This window comes from Salinicoccus kekensis (assembly GCF_900220995.1).
Classification (GTDB): domain Bacteria; phylum Bacillota; class Bacilli; order Staphylococcales; family Salinicoccaceae; genus Lacicoccus; species Lacicoccus kekensis.
Genome location: NZ_OBQF01000004.1, coordinates 36,541 through 53,740, shown reverse-complemented (window position 1 = coordinate 53,740; position 17,200 = coordinate 36,541). Strand labels below are relative to the sequence as shown.

Here is a 17,200-nt window from a genome sequence, read left to right as displayed (position 1 = left end):
TGCTGATCGGAGGAATCATAATGAAAGTGAATACGAAATGGCTCGGGGACATCTCATTCGAATCAACTGCGGATGTTTCCGGACACACCGTCAAAATGGATGCGAGGAAAGAGGCGGGCGGTTCGGGAAGTGCACCGTCACCAATGGAAATGGTGCTCCACGGTGTCGCAGGATGCATGGGCATCGATATGTGCGTGATCATGAGGCACCAGATGGATAAAGTGGAAAGCCTTGAACTTGAACTCGATGGAAAACGTGCAGAAATCGAACCGAAACGCTTCACCGATGTCGAGATCACAGTGAAGGTGGAGGGGGATGTGCCTGCGAAGATATTGAACCGTGCGCTGAATTTATCCCACGAGAAATACTGCTCCGCCGTGAACTCATTGAATGCAGACTTTACGGTCAAAGCGATTTTGAATGGTGAAGAGATATAAAACATGCTCCCCGGATGTCCGGGGAGCATGTTTTAATGCTTAATCATCAGCGAGGGAAGTGTCCTGGAAATCTTCAGTGTGCAGCAGCAGGGCCGTCACATAATCCTCCTGATCGTAAGGCATCATGATATAGTAGCCGTTGTCAGGGTCGCTGTCATAGAGCATCCTGAAGTTCCCGACGTCATCTTGGGTCGGCCAGCCGTAATTTTCAACGGCATCCATCTTGGAGAACTCTTCCGGGAAGATGATGATTCCGTCTATACGCATTTCCGAGGTATCGGCATCTTCTGCAGACGCAGGAAAATTGAAGCCGATATGTTCATAGTGGTAATAAACGCCGTCGGTGATTTCACCACTGCCTTCCGGCTCACCGAGTACGCCGGTCATATAATCGTAGCTCGAGCCGATCGAAATGGTGCGGTATTCGTAGGCTGCCGTGAAGAAATTGGAAATGAAGGCTTCAGATGTTATGTTTACAGGCGTCACCTCCGGAGGTTCCGGATCTTCTTCCTCGGCTTCTTCAGCATCATCCGTTTCCGCCACTTCCTCCTGCTCCGCTTCCTCCGGTAATTCCCCGTCCCCGGAATCCAGGCCGGCGAGCGTAGTTATACAGGAGATGAGCAGAAAAGGTACAGACATCAGTAATAGTATGAGTTTCATCGAACCCCTCCCGATATTCCTCTACCTTCCATTTTAAAGCACCGGAACGATAAAAACCATACGGAGATCACACCATCAATACACCGAGTGCTCCTGAGAATTCACCGTTTTCGATGAAGTGCGGCTGCATGCCTTTGAGTGAGACATAGTATCTGATCGTATCGATCATCACATCATTGTTCAGCAGTGTGGAACCGATGAAGACGATGTCTCTGGTGCCGAAACCATCCGCCAGATTGATGCCGACCGTGCTGACGGTTTCAGCGACGAGTCCAATGACCGCCCGGAGCTCATCGGCATGCCTGACCTTCTCCCTGTCCCCGGATTTCACATTGCCGAAATTACTTGCCGTAAGATCGCCGGGTATGGGCGAAGCGTCCCCTGCATATATATGATGGACTTTCAGGTCGATTGCGTCGCGGTCACCTTCTTTTGCGAGTGTGACGATTTCTTTAAATTCCTCGACACCTGTCAGGAGGTAGGATAATCCCATCAGTGTTCCGCCGCCGACGCCTGTCCCACCGGCCCTTTTCTGGCCGCGGGCATCGGCCTGGTGGAAAGAGGTGCCGGTGCCGACATTCAAATAGACGAATCTTTCAATATGTAAATCCTGTTCTTTCATCAGATATTTGAGTCCCTTATATGTTGCATCGAACTCGATGGCATGTTTCACTTCATGGGTCAATATGCGGCCCATGTATTCTGCCTTGCCCCCGGTGAGGTGGATTTCCGCTTCCGGATATTCCCGGTTCAACTCATCTGCGAAGCGGTCTATATCCAGGGCGGGCACCTTCCTGAAAACATGGCTGCCATCGTCCTTGATAAATACGATTTTCAATAAAGTGCCTCCGGCATCGATCCCTATCTTCATAAATCTGCCCCCAAAAAAATGTCATTGGCAATAGTATACCAATGACATTAAAAATTTTGTATAAATTATTTAAGTTTTGTCCTTCTTGGACGTCGCTTCAATGCTTCGTTGGATTCACGTCTGAGGGATTTTGAAACTGCAAAGATCATCAGTATCAGTATCAGTGTGAACGGCAATCCTGCAAGGAGCGAAGCGGCCTGTAGACTGCTGAGTCCGCCTGCAAGGATCAGTGAGATCGTCAGGAAACCGAGCAGCAGCCCCCATAACACTTTCAATCGTGTTGATGGATTTTCCGTGTTTCCTGAAGTCATCCCCGCAACGATGAATGTCGCCGAATCCGCGGAAGTCACCAGGAAGGTGAAGATCAGGACGATTGCGATGGCTGATGTGATGGCAGTCATCGGTATTTGCTCAAACATGGTGAAAAGTGCTGCAGTCTGGTCATCCAGGACGATTTCACCAATGTTCGTGCCATTGAATAAGTCGGAGTACATTGCCGTACCGCCGAGCGCTGCGATCCACAGGAATGAAAGCAGCGGAGGGACGATCAGTATGCCGAGTACATATTCACGTATTGTGCGCCCTTTGGATACCCGGGCGACGAACGAACCGATGAAGGGACTCCACGCGATCACCCATGCCCAGTAGAAGACGGTCCATTCCTGAACCCATGTCTCCCCTGAATAAGGCTGCGTCCGGAGTGAGTATCCGACATAGCTCCTCAAGTAGTCCCCGATGCCGAGGACGAAAGTTTCCATGATGAATGTGAAAGGTCCGGTGAACATCACGAATAACGTGAGGATCAATGCAAGGGCCATATTCAGGTTGCTGAGCCACTTGATGCCCCGCTTCAATCCGGTGATCGTCGAGAACAGGAACAGAACGACCATCAGGACGGTCAGGGTGATTTGTGTAGCAGGGCCTGAAGGCAGGCCGAAGGCGAAGTTCAGACCGCCGTCCATCTGCAGTATCCCAAGTCCGACCGATGTCGACATCCCTGTGATTGTTGCGATGACCGCCAAAATATCAATCAGCCTTCTGGACGGCTGATTATAATTCTGGCCGAACAAAGGTTCAAGTGATGTGGACACCATGCCGTTCTTCTTTTTACGGTACTGGCTGTACCCGATTGCGAGGCCCGCGACCCCGAATATCGACCACTGTGAGATGCCCCAGTGAAAGAACGTGTAGCCCATGGCGGTGCGTGCCGCTTCATAGGATTCGACTTCCCCGCCCGGGAAGGGGGCGATCATGAAATGTTCCATCGGCTCTGCGACCCCGTAGAATACGAGGCCGACCCCGAGTCCGCTCGAGAACAGCATGCCAATCCATGAGCGGAATGAAAATTCCGGCTTCGAATCATCCGTTCCAAGTTTGATGCGGCCGTACGGCGAAATTGCAAGAAACAGCAGGAATACGCCAAAACCGAAAACACTGATCAGAAACAGCCAGTTGAAGTTCCGGGCAATCGTATCGTAAATGCCATATGAGGCATTTTCCACCGTTTCAGGGAAAATGATGGCGAGCAATGCGGCGATCGCAATGACTCCGCCCGCACCCCAGAAGACAGTGCCAAGCTTGGAGCCCTGTTCGCCGGGTAAAATCTCTCTGTCGTTTTTAGCTTCATCCTGTCCTTTTCCTTTACTCACTCTGAAAACCTCCATAAATTTTTTTCAGCATGTCTACGGAAATATGGTCGCTATGTATATTCTGGGAAGTTTCCATAAAAGACACCGCTGGTACCCCGTACCAGCGGTGAGACGCTGATAGTAAAATAATTGCTGAGTAAATTGTCAATTAAATTACTTTGATATTGATTTGATGAAACTGAAATGTTTGTCCAACTACATTTCGGGTTAATCTTTTAGAAAGACCGAAGTATAATTGAAAAGGTATATTCAGTATCATAACAAATTAAATACATATGTCAAAAAGGGGTCACAATTATGAATAATATCGAAATACGCCCGTTCAAAGAGGCGGACAGGGAAGAACTGAAAAGTTTCAAATTGAGCGGCGCACAGCTCGAATACACCAGCCTGCCGCTTGAAGTGCTTGATGAGGCGGTGGGGGATGAGGAGCGGATGCCGTGTGTCGTCGTCAATGAGGAAGATGGGGTCGTCGGCTTTTTCGTGCTCCATAAGCATTACAGGCATGAAGGGTATGATACGGTGAAGGAAGCGGTGTTCGTCCGTTCCCTGTCCATCAACGAAAATGTCCAGGGGAAGGGGTATGGAACCGAAGTGGCGATGAATCTGCCGCTTTTCGTCCAGGAGCATTTCTCCGATTTCGACCACCTGCATCTTGTCGTGGATACAGAGAATGCCGCGGCATGGAACTTATATGAGAGGGCGGGTTTCATACACACGGCGACCAAGGAAGACGGGCCTGTGGGTTTTGAGCGGCTGTATTATCTGGATCTCGACCGGAAATATGTCAGCAACATTAAATTGAAGCTGGATGGTGAAAAAGAGCATCCCCATTTGAAAATCGATATAGTGCTTGATAATGAGAAGGTTGTCGGTTACCTTGAAGGGGTGATTGATGAGGAGAGGCTTCATCTGAAGCATATATTCGTCGAGGCCGACAAAAGGCAGCGGGGCATCGCCTCCAGTGCCTTAAGGCAGCTCGGCACATTCCTCAGGAGGAATGTGGGGGATGTGACGGTCGTGGCAGTGGAGGCGGACGAAGACAGGTACATCAACAGACTGTTCGAACATGTCGGTTTTACACGTTTCAAAGAGACGGATAAAGCGCACTTGTATATCAAGTATGTTAAATATTAAATACTTCTTGCGCGGGCGTATAAATAGCTGTATCATATCTAAAGATACGAGCGAACGAAAGGGTGCAAATCAATGAGAATAGATAATTATTCAAAAGAAATGATGGATGAGAATTCGTTTATAGATATGTCCTATATCTACCTTCAGGATAAGGGCGAAGACACTGACCTTTACGACATCATAGACAAATTCAAGGAAGTCGGCGGATACAGAGATGAAGAAATCGAAAACCGCATACTCCAGTTCTACACCGACCTGAACACGGACGGCAGATTTTTATCGACGGGAGAGAATGTCTGGGGTCTCCGCGACTGGTATTCCGTAGATGACATCTCCGATAAAGTCGCACCGACCATCCATAAGATCGAGCTTGCGACAGAAGAAGACGAGGTTGTGTTTGAAGAGGAACAGGATGACACGCCTGCGGATGCATTCGATCAGGATAAGGACCTCGTTGACAGTGACACCGAAGATCTGCACTCACCATTGAACGAGAGTACGGATGAGGAACTGGACGAAACACTTGATGAGCCCCTCGGTGAAACGCTGGAATATGACGATACGGATGATCTGGAAGATAATTATGAAGATGATGAAAAAAGTGTCTGAGCCAAATTATAGTTGACTTTAGTACAGAAAGTGCTATTATTTTATTTGGGCTCCCTGAAACAGGGAAGAGAAGAACGGCTCCTTTTCACCTTGCGTGAAAGGGAGCATTTTTATTTTTACAGGAGGAAAACAGATGACTAAATATATCTTTGTTACCGGCGGGGTCGTATCTTCACTGGGTAAAGGCATCACTGCGGCATCACTTGGCCGATTATTGAAAGACCGTGGTTATAAAGTGACCATCCAAAAATTCGATCCATATTTGAATGTGGACCCGGGGACGATGAGTCCGTATCAGCACGGAGAGGTGTTCGTCACCGATGACGGTGCTGAAACCGATCTCGACCTCGGCCACTATGAACGTTTCATCGACATCAGTCTGCATAAATATTCCAACGTGACGGCGGGTAAAGTGTACTCGGAAGTCATCAGGAAAGAGCGCCGCGGGGACTACCTGGGTGCGACGGTGCAGGTGATACCGCATATCACGAATGAAATCAAATCACGTCTGATCAAAGCCGGTGAAGTGTCGAAGGCGGATGTCGTCATCACCGAAATCGGCGGCACGATCGGAGATATCGAGTCACTGCCGTTCCTTGAGAGCATCAGGCAGCTCCGCAGCGATATCGGGCGTGAAAACGTCATGTACATCCACTGTACACTGCTGCCTTACATCAAAGCGGCGGGCGAGATGAAGACGAAGCCGACACAGCACAGCGTCAAAGAACTGCGCGGCCTCGGCATCCAGCCGGATATGATCGTCGTCCGTTCCGAGCATGAAATGGAAGAGGATCTGAGGGATAAGATTGCGCTGTTCTGTGACATCGAAAAGGAAAATGTCATCGAGGCCCGTGATGAGGAGACGATCTACAACATCGTCATAAGGCTGCAGGAACAGCATGCGGATGACCTGGTCATCGAGAAGCTTAATCTGAAACCTTCCAAGCAGGCGGATCTGGTGGAATGGAAACATCTGCTTGAAAATCTGGATAAAATCGATAAGTCGATTTCGATCGGCATCGTCGGCAAATACGTCTCCCTCCAGGATGCTTATCTATCCGTTGCAGAGTCGTTGAGACATGCGGGATATGAGCGCCAGGCGGATATCGACATCAAGTGGATCAATTCGGAGCATATCGCATCCGACAACTATGAAGAAAAACTCGGCGGACTTGACGGCATCGTCGTGCCGGGCGGGTTCGGCGAGCGCGGTGTCGAAGGGAAAATCCTTGCGCTGAAATATGCGAGGGAGAATAAAACCCCGATACTCGGCATCTGTCTCGGCATGCAGCTCGCGACGGTCGAGTTCGCAAGGAGCATAGTGGGAATTGAAAATGCCCATTCGAGGGAGCTCGACCCGAACACGCCGGATCCGATCATCGATCTGATGCCTGAGCAGAAAGATGTCATCGATCTCGGCGGCACACTCAGGCTCGGCAGCTTCCCGTGCGAGCTCAAAGAAGGAACTAAAGCCAGAGCGCTTTACGGGAAAGAGCTGATCAGCGAAAGGCACCGCCACAGATATGAGTTCAACAATGCCTATAAAGAGCAGCTGGAAGAACACGGCATGACCTTCTCCGGCGTGAGCCCGGACGGCCGCCTTGTGGAAATGATCGAGCTTGAAGACCATCCGTACTTCCTTGCGGTCCAGTTCCACCCGGAATTTTTATCAAGACCGACAAGGCCGCATCCATTGTTCCAGGGTCTGATTGATGCGAGCTTGAAATAAAAAAATCCCCTCCGGGGGATTTTTTAATATTCCTCATTCGTCATTTCATCAATCAGTACATACAAGTGGTAATAGATGTAGGTGAATGCGTTGATGTAGGGATTGACGATTTTATCGAAGGCGGGCGTCGGTATGAGCGGCCTCGGTGAAGATAGGTCAATATAGTGGTGGAAACTGTCGATCGTCTCCGCTTCATGCCTGTTGTAGTTTGAAATCAGGGCGAATTCGACCGCATTGTCGTATAATGTTTCCGTGAACGCCCTGACTTCCTCATCGAAAGTGTTGGCGACGACAAGCACCCTGTCGGGAGTGTCGAGCGCTTCCAGGGAGGAAAAAGGGACAGGGTTACCGAGCTTCAGCTCCCCCTGGGTGAGGAGCGGTTCGATTTTGGTGAAATCATGAAAAGTTTTCACCACCACGCGGCCTTCCCCGTGCACGGCCTGCGCGAGCAGCCTGGCTGCGGTCTCGACCTCTTCTTCCTGGGCGTTTATTTGGTTATATATATTATTCATTTGTGTCTGCAATATCTTATCCATGATATCCACCTCGAAATTGTAGTCAATGTATGTATTTTAACATTAAATCGAATGTTTATTTGAGGATTATCAAAAAAACTGTGCCATCCGGCGGGAAAATCAGTTTCAAAGATGGATATGTATCATTCCATCGTTTTCTTTGCCGGTATAAACAATAATCTTATATAATGGATGAAAGAATATAATGGAGGACTTTTGATTATGAAGTATTTTATTGATACAGCAAATATGGATGAAATTAAAGAAATACATGAGTGGGGTGTCCTGAGCGGCGTGACCACGAACCCGTCGCTCGTTGCAAAGGAGAAGGACATCTCCTTCCATGACCGTCTCGTTGAAATCTGCGAGCTTGTGGACGGACCGGTCAGCGGCGAAGTGATCGCCCTCGATGCTGAAGGCATGATCGAGGAAGGCAGGGAGCTTGCGAAGCTCCACAAACATATCATCGTCAAGATCCCGATGACGGGTGAAGGCATGAAAGCTGTGAAAGTATTGGCGTCTGAAGGAATCAAGACAAACGTCACACTCGTGTTCAATACGGTTCAGGCACTGACTGCCGCACGTGCCGGTGCAACTTACGTTTCACCGTTCATCGGCCGCCTGGATGACATCGGCCTTGAAGGCCTTCAGCTGATTGAAGACATCAGTGTGATTTTTGAACTGCACGGCATCGACACCGAAATCATCGCTGCATCGATCAGGAATGAAGGCCATGTGCACGGTTCTGCCCTGAAAGGTGCGCATATCGCGACGATCCCTTACAAAGTGCTGAAGAAACTGACGGATCATCCTCTGACGGACAAAGGCATCGAACAGTTTTTGAATGACTGGAACAAGGACAAATAAACGTCCTATTTTAAGTTAGGAGTAAGCATATGACTAAAGAAGTGATAAAAGTACGCGGCGGACGGACCCTGACTGGGGAAGTGGACATCAGCGGCGCAAAAAACAGTGCAGTGGCATTGATACCCGCTTCATTGATGGCATCTGAAGGGGAAGTGCTTTTGGAAGGGCTGCCCGAAATATCGGATGTCAACACGCTGATGAGCCTGTTGAACGACTTGAACATCAGGACAGAACTGGAAGGTACGAATCTTAAGATCAATGGCGGGGAAGCGGAGAATATGCCGCTTGCAAACACCAAAGTCCAGTCACTCAGAGCTTCCTATTATATGATGGGTGCGATGCTTGCGCGCTTCAAGAAATGCGTGATCGGCCTGCCGGGCGGATGCCCGCTCGGCCCGAGGCCGATCGATCAGCACATCAAAGGGTTTGAAGCACTCGGTGCCAAAGTGACCAATGAGTACGGTGCAATGTATCTGGAAGCGGAGAAATTGACCGGTGCCAAAATATTCTTTGATGTGGTCAGCGTCGGTGCAACCATCAATCTGATGATGGCGGCAAGCTGTGCAGAAGGCCGGACTACCCTTGAAAATGTGGCGAAGGAGCCCGAAATCGTGGATGTCGCTTCGCTGCTCAACAAGATGGGCGCGGACATCAAAGGCGCCGGCACGGACACGATCAAGATCAACGGAGTCGAAAAGCTTCACGGCACGCGCCACAGCATCATCCCGGACCGGATCGAAGCAGGCACTTATATGATAGCAGGTGCAATTGCAGGGAAGGATTACCGGGTGAACAACATCATCCCGCTGCACATGGAGTCGCTCACGTCGAAACTCGAGGAAGCCGGCGTCCACATCGAAACCGGTGATGATTATATGGTCATTTCCCGTCCGGAAACATACAAACCCGTGTCAGTGAAGACGCAGGTTTATCCGGGCTTTGCGACAGATCTGCAGCAGCCGATCACGCCCCTGTTATTTTTGACAGAAGGTGTGAGTAAGATCACCGAAACGATTTATCCCGCGAGGTTCAGGCATGTGGATGAGCTGAGGCGGATGGGTGCAAAAATCGATAAAAACAGCGGCACTGCCCTGATTTATCCATCGACCTTGCAGGGTGCGGATGTGTATGCGAGCGATCTCCGGGCCGGCGCATGCCTGTTGCTTTCAGGACTGATTGCCGAGGGGGTCACGACGATCCACAACGTCGCGCATATCGACCGGGGCTATACGGACATCGTCAGCAAACTGGAGGCACTCGGTGCGGACATCTGGAGAGAAAAATTGTAAACGTTCATAATAACCGGTACTGGTCATCGATCAGTGCCGGTTCTTTATTGTATATGCCACACTGTTTTCCAATGTGATATACTATTGAGGAAAAAATTACAGGAGGTTCCCTTATGGAAAGAAGTTTATCGATGGAGCTGGTCCGGGTGACCGAGGCTGCTGCCCTGCAGAGTGCCAGATGGGTGGGGAAAGGTTTGAAGGAAGCGGCGGATGATGCAGCGACGGAAGCGATGCGTACCGTCTTTGATACGATACCGATGAAAGGTGAAGTCGTCATCGGTGAAGGTGAGATCGATGAGGCGCCCATGCTTTATATCGGCGAAAAACTGGGTACGAAGGAAGGACCTGACATCGATATCGCAGTCGATCCCCTGGAAGGCACATCAATCGTGGCCACAGGCGGTTGGAATGCGCTCACGGTGCTAGCAGTCGCCGATAAGGGCAACCTGCTCCACGCACCGGACATGTACATGGACAAGATCGCCGTCGGCCCGGAATGCAGGGGGCTGGTGGACCTGGATGCCACGGTGGCCGATAACCTCCATGCCGTCGCCAAAGCGAAAGATAAGGAAATCTCCGAAGTCACGGTGACGATCATCAACCGTCCGCGCAATCAGGCGTACATCGATGCGGCAAGGGAAGCCGGCGCCCGGGTCAAGTTGTTTGAGAACGGTGACGTAGCCGGTGCAATCAACACATGCTTCGACTGGACGGGTGTCGACATCATGCTCGGCATCGGCGGTGCCCCGGAAGGTGTGATCTCGGCCGTCGGCATCAAATGCCTGGGCGGGGATTTCCAGGGCCGCCTGCACCCCGTGAATGACGATGAAGTGGTGCGGTGCGAATCCATGGGTGTCGATGCGGGGAAAAAGTTCCTGATGGATGATGTGGTCAAAGGGGACGATTCGATTTTTGCCGCAACGGCCGTGACCGACGGGGAAATGATGAAGGGCGTACAGTTCAAGGGCAGCTATGCCGAGACGTCATCGGTGGTCATGAGGGCGAAGTCCGGGACGGTCCGCTTCATCAACGGGCGGCACAGCCTGAAGAAGAAACCGAATATGGTGATGGACAACTGAGCATCAGGAGCATGGTATATGCTCCTTTTCTTTTGGTCCAATATGCTGTAGAATACAGTTGTTCTAATTGAGACGCTTCAATACTTCCTCTGCAATCTCTTTAAACATACTATACATCACCCAAATATATGAAAGCGAAGTGAATACATGACTGATCAAAACAGGGAAGGATTGAAATATGAATCCTTCGATTCGCTGTATAAAAATAATTCAACAAAAGTCCTCACTGCACGGGCAAAAGAACTCAGGCTGACGAACTACAGCAAGCTGAATAAAAAAGAGCTTGTGCTTGCGATAATGGAAGCTGAAATGGAAAAAGACGGGAATTATTATATGGAAGGCGTCCTGGATGACATCCAGCAGGACGGCTACGGATTCCTCAGAACGGTCAACTACTCCAAAGGGGAAAAGGACATCTACATTTCCGCTTCACAAATCCGCAGGTTCGAACTTAAAAAAGGCGATAAAGTCACCGGCAAAGTCAGGAAGCCCAAAGAGAACGAGAAGTACTACGGGCTGCTGCAGGTGGACTTCATCAACGACCAGAATGCAGAAGACGTCAAGAAACGGCCGCATTTCCAGGCACTCACCCCCCTCTACCCAGAAGAGCGCATCCATCTTGAGAATAAAGCCGGTGATTTATCGACGCGCATCATGGATCTCGTCACCCCGATCGGGTTCGGCCAGCGCGGTATGATCGTCGCACCTCCGAAGGCGGGGAAGACGTCGCTGCTCAAAGAGATTGCGAACGCCGTCTCCCACAACCATCCGGAGTCGAAGCTCTTCATTCTGCTGATCGGTGAACGGCCGGAAGAGGTGACGGATCTGGAACGTTCCGTCGAAAATGCCGATGTCGTCCATTCCACTTTCGATGAGCCGCCCGAGCACCATGTCAAAGTGGCGGAGCTGCTGCTTGAGAGATCGAAGCGCATGGTCGAGATGGGGGAGGATGTCATCATCCTGATGGACTCCATCACCCGTCTCGCAAGAGCCTACAACCTGGTGATCCCGCCAAGCGGCCGTACACTCTCAGGCGGCCTCGACCCTGCCAGCCTGCACAGGCCGAAGCACTTCTTCGGCGCAGCGCGGAACATAGAAGCTGGCGGAAGTCTCACGATCCTGTCCACGGCGCTCGTCGATACGGGCAGCAGGATGGATGATGTGATTTATGAGGAGTTCAAAGGAACCGGAAACATGGAGCTTCATCTTGACCGGGGCCTGAGTGAAAAACGCATATATCCGGCAATCGACATCCGCCGGTCGAGCACGAGGAAAGAGGAGCTCCTGCTGGACAAAAAAGAGCTGGACATACTGTGGCAGCTGAGGAAGCTCTTCACGGATTCACCGGACTTCACGGAACGGTTCCTCCGGATATTGAAGCAGACGGAATCGAACGAAGAATTTTTCGACGTGCTGCGGGAGCGGATGGTCTCCTCCCAGAAGACCGGAAAACCCGTCATATAAACGCTTTGAAAAATGGTTGATTTTTGCATCGCCGTCCTGTATAATACACAAGTATTGTACAGTAAAATCACAAAATAACTCTGTTCCAGATGGTTCAGGGCAAGGAGATGAATATTATGAAACAAAACACTCATCCGGAATACCATAAAGTCATATTCCTGGACTCTACTACGGATTATAAATTTCTAAGCGGATCTACACGCACTTCCAGTGAAACGATGGAGTGGGAAGATGGCAATGAATACCCTGTCATCCGCCTGGATATCTCATCCGATTCGCACCCATTCTATACCGGACGCCAAAAATTCGCATCAGCGGATGGCCGTGTTGAGAAGTTCAACAAAAAATTCGGTTTCAAATCACAAAACGAATAGGCTTGAAGGCAGTATGACTGCATTGGGACAGAAGTTTCAATGCAGTTTTTTTGTGCCGGAAATATGATATACTTATGAAGATTACAAAGACGGAAAAGGTGAAAATATGTTTGATCAATTGGAGATAATCGAAAACCGGTATGAACAGCTGACAGAACTGCTGAGTGACCCGGATATAGTCAGCGACCCCGACAAGCTGAGGAAGTATTCCAAAGAGCAGAGCGACCTGCAGAAGACGGTCGATCTTTACCGGGAATATAAAAAGCACACAGAAACCATTTCCGAGTCGAAAGAGATGCTGGGGGAGACAGACGATAAGGAAATGCTCGACATGCTCAAAGAGGAAATTTCCGAATCTGAAAAGGCACTGCCGGAGCTTGAAGATAAGTTGAAGTTCGAACTCATTCCAAAAGATCCAAATGATGATAAGAACGTCATCATCGAGATACGCGGTGCAGCCGGCGGGGACGAGGCGCAGATATTTGCAGGCGATCTGTTCCGGATGTATTCCCGTTTTGCCGAAGACAACGGCTGGAAAACGGAGGTGGTCGAAGCGAATGCGAGCGATCACGGCGGCTATAAGGAGATCAGCTTCATGATCCAGGGCCACGGGGCATATTCCAAACTGAAGTATGAGAACGGCGCCCATCGTGTCCAAAGGGTGCCTGAAACGGAATCCGGCGGGCGCATCCATACATCGACCGCGACCGTCGCAGTGCTGCCGGAAGTCGAAGATGTCGAAATCGATATCAGGAACGAAGACTTGAAGATCGACACTTACCGTTCGAGCGGGGCGGGCGGACAGCACGTCAACACGACCGACTCGGCCGTCAGGATCACCCATCTGCCGACAGGTGTCGTCGTGACTTCCCAGGATGAGAAATCCCAGATCAAAAACCGTGAACGTGCGATGAAGGTGCTGAAGGCGAGGATTTATGACCTGATGCAGCAGGAAGCTGAGGCTGAATATGCGGAACAGAGAAAGTCAGCGGTAGGGACCGGGGACCGCTCCGAACGCATCAGGACGTACAATTACCCGCAGAGCCGCGTCACCGACCACCGTATCGGACTGACGATCCAGAAACTCGATCAGATCATGGAAGGGAAACTCGATGAAATCATTGACGCGCTGGTCATTGAAGAGCAGACATCAAAACTGGAAGAGTTGAATAATGCCGTCCTCTAACTATGGAGAGGCCATAAGGACGGGGAGGGAAAAGCTCTCCGGGTGCAATCAGGAGCCGGGCATCGCGGAACTGTTGATGTCGGATCTGTTTTCAATGACGAAAACAGAGCTGATGCTTGGCGCCCGCGATGAAATTCCGGCTGCGGACAAAGCACATTATGATGAAGCTGTCGGAAGAGTATGCGCCGGGGAACCCTATCAATATGTTGTGGGGTTTTCGTGGTTCTACGGAGAGAAATTCAAAGTGACGGAGGATACGCTGATACCGAGGAACGAGACCGAAGAGCTTGTGCTGTTCGTCCTGGAACATGAAAGTGATGACGGCAGAACCGTCGTGGATATCGGCACCGGCACCGGGGTCATACCGGTGATGCTGCAGAAGGAATGGTCTGAAAATACCGTCATTGCCACCGATATCTCCCCGGCAGCCCGGCAGGTTGCAGAAGAGAATGCGGCGGCACACGGGGTCCACATCACTTTCCATGAAGGTGATTTATATGAGCCGCTGATCAGGGCCGGCGTGAAGGCGGATGTGATCATATCCAACCCGCCGTATATCTCAAAGGATGCCACGGCCATCATGACGCCGTCAGTCATCCGTCACGAACCCCATGAGGCGCTTTTTGCCGATGACTCGGGCCTCGGGATGTATAAAAGGCTGATTGACGGGCTGCCTGATGTGCTGAATGCCGGCGGCAGGGTCTACTGCGAGATCGGCTTCGATCAAAAGGCGCCACTCCTGGAATATTTACTGGAGAAATGGCCCGGAACCGACCATTACGGTGTGGTCAAAGATATCAATCAGCAGGATAGAATATTTTATTTCACCTGGGAAGGATGAGATGGTTGAAAACAAAAGTCTGGCATATATCAGCAGAAGAGCTGGACAGCCCGGAAACGGCTGAAAAACTTGAAGAGATCAAAACAGCACTGACATACGGTGAAATCATCGGGCTGCCCACCGAAACCGTCTATGGGCTCGCAGGGGATGCAAGGAACCCCGAAGCGATCCAAAAAATATTCCAGGCCAAAGGACGGCCGCAGGACAACCCCCTGATTGTCCATATACACAGTATCGACCAGCTCGAGGAATTTGCGGAGATACCGGATGAACGGGTGTTGAAATTGATGCGTACATTCTGGCCCGGCCCGATTTCATTCATACTGCCGCTGAAGGGCGACCATATCGCTGCCAAGACGGTCGCGGACTTAAGGTCGGTCGCAGTGAGGATGCCAAGCCATCCGGTCGGTCTGAAGATACTGGAATACACCGGCATCCCGCTTGCCGCACCAAGTGCGAACATCAGCGGAAAACCATCACCGACGGATTACCGGCATGTGGTCGATGATCTGAAGGGCAAGATGTACGGCGTGGTCAACAGCACCCCGGCAGACTACGGGATTGAAAGCACCGTGCTCGACTGTACGACTTTCCCGTACCAGATCGCAAGGCCCGGCGAGATAAAGAAAAGTGATCTGGAACGTGTGCTCGACAATGAAATCAAAGTGCATGAAGGCGATGCAGCCAGACCGATTTCACCCGGCATGAAGTATAAGCACTATGCACCGAAGCAGCCGCTGATCCTGATTGAGGGCATCGTGATGGCACAGACGCTGGCTGCGGAGAAAGAGGATAGGAAAATCGGGGTCATCGCACCTGAATCGTTCAGGGAAGTGGTGCCCGAGGAAGTCGAATTCATCAGCCTCTGCCAGAAAGAGGATGACTACAGGGAAGCTGCGAAGAACCTCTACGGGGCACTCAGGAAGATGGATAAATCCGATGTCGATATGATTTATATCTACAGGTTCAGGGAGACGCCCTTTTCAGCGGCGTTATTGAACAGGATCTATAAAGCGACAGGAGATGTCATGATAAAAGGAGACCAGGCAAATTGAACAGGCAGATCATTTTCGTATGTACAGGCAACACCTGCAGAAGCCCGCTTGCGGAAAGTTATGCGAAGACGATGTTCAAGGACCATAGTTTCGCCTCCCGCGGACTGATGGTCTTTGACGGGGAAGTGAACCCGGCGACCATGAAGATCATCGAGGAAGAAGGTCTGATCCATCCGGATGAGCCCGGACAGCTGGAAGATGAAGATGTGCACTCCTCGATCCTTCTTGCTATGACGAGGGAGCATGAAGCACTCATCAGGAGCCGGTACCCGGAAGCGGAAGTGCATCTTCTCAGCGAATATGCCGATGGTTCCACAGTGGATATAATGGATCCGATCGGCGGCAGTGATGAAGATTACAGGGCAGTATATTCACAATTGACGAAATTTTTGGGGAAATTGTTTAAATAATTCTCCAAAAGTACTATGATTACTTTGCAGTACGAAATTTTTATATATAATATGAATGAGGTGAAAACATGAAAATAATAGTTGGCTCAGACCACGGCGGCTTCAAACTGAAGCGCGCGGTCGTCGATGACTTGAAGGAAAAAGGCCTTGATGTGACGGATTTCGGACCGGAAACGGCGGATTCCGTGGATTACCCGGACTATGCAAAGCCTGTCGCGGAAAAAGTTGCATCAGGAGAATATGATAAAGGCATTTTGATCTGCGGCACGGGGATCGGCATGAGCATTTCAGCAAATAAAGTCAAAGGCATACGCAGTGCCCTGGTGCACGACACGTTCTCAGCAAGAGCGACGAGACAGCACAATGATTCGAACGTCCTTGCGATGGGCGAGCGGGTGATTGGTGAAGGTCTTGCGCTGGACATCGTAGATATTTGGTTAAATACTGAATTCGAGGGTGGTAGACATGAACGAAGAGTTTGCAAAATTGAAGAATGATTTGGAAACGCTTATCAGTGAGCTGGAAGCTGAAGATTTCTTCTTCGAAGGACAAAAGCTGATCATCGGCTGTTCGACTTCGGAAGTCATCGGCCAGCATATCGGTAAAAACAGCTCGATGGAAGCAGCGGAAGTCATTTATGACTGCCTGAAGAAAATCAAAGAGAAGCATGATGTCCATCTGATGTTCCAGGGCTGTGAGCATATCAACCGTGCCGTCACGATGGAAAGGGAGACGCTTGATGCATTCGGTTACGGTGAAGTGAGCGTCGTACCGCACAGAAGTGCCGGAGGCAGCCTGAGTGAGCATGCATACAAACAGATGGACGATGCCGCTGTTGCGGAATTCGTCGATGCGGATGCAGGCATCGACATCGGCCAGACATTGATCGGCATGCATTTGAAACATGTAGCAGTACCTTTCAGGACCGATACGAAGATGATCGGGCAGGCGGTGGTCACCATGGCCAGAACGCGGCCTAAGCTGATCGGCGGTCCGAGAGCAAAATATAATAATTAAATAAGATGAAT

General features: G+C 50.4%; 19 protein-coding genes. 15 read left to right on the top strand and 4 right to left on the bottom strand.

What is annotated here, in order from left to right:
• The first annotated feature begins 20 nt into the window (after positions 1 to 20).
• Positions 21 to 437, top strand: coding sequence for an OsmC family protein (locus CRN96_RS08520; protein WP_097041170.1), 417 nt, complete (start codon positions 21 to 23; stop codon positions 435 to 437).
• Positions 438 to 476: 39 nt separating this feature from the next.
• On the opposite strand, the gene CRN96_RS08515 is transcribed toward CRN96_RS08520, so the two are convergent.
• From CRN96_RS08515 to CRN96_RS08505, 3 genes are all read right to left on the bottom strand, one after another.
• Positions 477 to 1,097: a hypothetical protein gene (locus CRN96_RS08515; protein WP_097041168.1), complete on the bottom strand. Its 621-nt coding sequence runs from the start codon at positions 1,095 to 1,097 to the stop codon at positions 477 to 479.
• A gap of 67 nt (positions 1,098 to 1,164) precedes the next feature.
• The gene (gene coaW / locus CRN96_RS08510; RefSeq protein ID WP_097041166.1) at positions 1,165 to 1,968 is read right to left on the bottom strand and encodes a type II pantothenate kinase; all 804 of its coding nucleotides are present in this window, start codon (positions 1,966 to 1,968) and stop codon (positions 1,165 to 1,167) included.
• Between the two features lie 65 nt (positions 1,969 to 2,033).
• A complete protein-coding gene (locus CRN96_RS08505; protein ID WP_245844595.1) occupies positions 2,034 to 3,617 on the bottom strand; it encodes a BCCT family transporter in 1,584 nt (527 codons plus the stop codon).
• Positions 3,618 to 3,914: 297 nt separating this feature from the next.
• On the opposite strand from CRN96_RS08505, the gene CRN96_RS08500 reads away from it, so the two are divergent.
• The 3 genes from CRN96_RS08500 to CRN96_RS08490 all read left to right on the top strand — a co-directional run bounded on the left by CRN96_RS08500 (position 3,915) and on the right by CRN96_RS08490 (position 7,092).
• A complete protein-coding gene (locus CRN96_RS08500; protein WP_097041162.1) occupies positions 3,915 to 4,754 on the top strand; it encodes a GNAT family N-acetyltransferase in 840 nt (279 codons plus the stop codon).
• Positions 4,755 to 4,826: 72 nt separating this feature from the next.
• The gene (rpoE, locus tag CRN96_RS08495) at positions 4,827 to 5,363 is read left to right on the top strand and encodes a DNA-directed RNA polymerase subunit delta (protein ID WP_097041160.1); all 537 of its coding nucleotides are present in this window, start codon (positions 4,827 to 4,829) and stop codon (positions 5,361 to 5,363) included.
• Positions 5,364 to 5,496: 133 nt separating this feature from the next.
• Positions 5,497 to 7,092 (top strand): CTP synthase, encoded by a 1,596-nt coding sequence (locus CRN96_RS08490; protein ID WP_097041157.1) that lies wholly within the window; start codon positions 5,497 to 5,499, stop codon positions 7,090 to 7,092.
• A gap of 23 nt (positions 7,093 to 7,115) precedes the next feature.
• Here the strand turns inward: CRN96_RS08490 and CRN96_RS08485 are convergent, their stop codons facing one another.
• Positions 7,116 to 7,628, bottom strand: coding sequence for a DUF2529 family protein (locus tag CRN96_RS08485; RefSeq protein ID WP_097041155.1), 513 nt, complete (start codon positions 7,626 to 7,628; stop codon positions 7,116 to 7,118).
• A 201-nt stretch (positions 7,629 to 7,829) separates the two neighbouring features.
• Between CRN96_RS08485 and fsa the strand changes: the two genes are divergently transcribed.
• From fsa to CRN96_RS08430, 11 genes are all read left to right on the top strand, one after another.
• Positions 7,830 to 8,474, top strand: coding sequence for a fructose-6-phosphate aldolase (gene fsa / locus CRN96_RS08480; RefSeq protein WP_097041153.1), 645 nt, complete (start codon positions 7,830 to 7,832; stop codon positions 8,472 to 8,474).
• A 29-nt stretch (positions 8,475 to 8,503) separates the two neighbouring features.
• Entirely contained in the window at positions 8,504 to 9,763 is a 1,260-nt protein-coding gene (locus CRN96_RS08475; protein WP_097041151.1) for a UDP-N-acetylglucosamine 1-carboxyvinyltransferase, read from the top strand.
• 113 nt (positions 9,764 to 9,876) lie between these two features.
• A complete protein-coding gene (gene glpX, locus CRN96_RS08470; protein ID WP_097041149.1) occupies positions 9,877 to 10,842 on the top strand; it encodes a class II fructose-bisphosphatase in 966 nt (321 codons plus the stop codon).
• Positions 10,843 to 10,989: 147 nt separating this feature from the next.
• Positions 10,990 to 12,306, top strand: a complete 1,317-nt coding sequence (rho, locus tag CRN96_RS08465; protein WP_097041147.1) for a transcription termination factor Rho — start codon at positions 10,990 to 10,992, stop codon at positions 12,304 to 12,306.
• Between the two features lie 116 nt (positions 12,307 to 12,422).
• Complete coding sequence (locus tag CRN96_RS08460; RefSeq protein WP_097041145.1) at positions 12,423 to 12,680, top strand: type B 50S ribosomal protein L31; 258 nt, start codon at positions 12,423 to 12,425, stop codon at positions 12,678 to 12,680.
• A gap of 106 nt (positions 12,681 to 12,786) precedes the next feature.
• Positions 12,787 to 13,866, top strand: coding sequence for a peptide chain release factor 1 (prfA, locus tag CRN96_RS08455; RefSeq protein WP_097041143.1), 1,080 nt, complete (start codon positions 12,787 to 12,789; stop codon positions 13,864 to 13,866).
• Positions 13,853 to 14,707 carry a peptide chain release factor N(5)-glutamine methyltransferase gene (gene prmC / locus CRN96_RS08450; RefSeq protein WP_097041141.1) on the top strand — a complete coding sequence of 285 codons (855 nt, stop codon included), beginning with the start codon at positions 13,853 to 13,855 and terminating at the stop codon, positions 14,705 to 14,707. Before prfA ends, prmC begins: the two co-directional genes overlap by 14 nt.
• A 5-nt stretch (positions 14,708 to 14,712) precedes the next feature.
• The gene (locus CRN96_RS08445; protein ID WP_179647157.1) at positions 14,713 to 15,762 is read left to right on the top strand and encodes an L-threonylcarbamoyladenylate synthase; all 1,050 of its coding nucleotides are present in this window, start codon (positions 14,713 to 14,715) and stop codon (positions 15,760 to 15,762) included.
• Complete coding sequence (locus tag CRN96_RS08440; RefSeq protein ID WP_097041137.1) at positions 15,759 to 16,172, top strand: arsenate reductase/protein-tyrosine-phosphatase family protein; 414 nt, start codon at positions 15,759 to 15,761, stop codon at positions 16,170 to 16,172. Before CRN96_RS08445 ends, CRN96_RS08440 begins: the two co-directional genes overlap by 4 nt.
• 68 nt (positions 16,173 to 16,240) lie before the next feature.
• A complete protein-coding gene (gene rpiB / locus CRN96_RS08435; protein WP_097041135.1) occupies positions 16,241 to 16,669 on the top strand; it encodes a ribose 5-phosphate isomerase B in 429 nt (142 codons plus the stop codon).
• Positions 16,638 to 17,189 carry a TIGR01440 family protein gene (locus CRN96_RS08430; protein ID WP_097041133.1) on the top strand — a complete coding sequence of 184 codons (552 nt, stop codon included), beginning with the start codon at positions 16,638 to 16,640 and terminating at the stop codon, positions 17,187 to 17,189. Before rpiB ends, CRN96_RS08430 begins: the two co-directional genes overlap by 32 nt.
• The last annotated feature ends 11 nt before the right edge of the window (positions 17,190 to 17,200 follow it).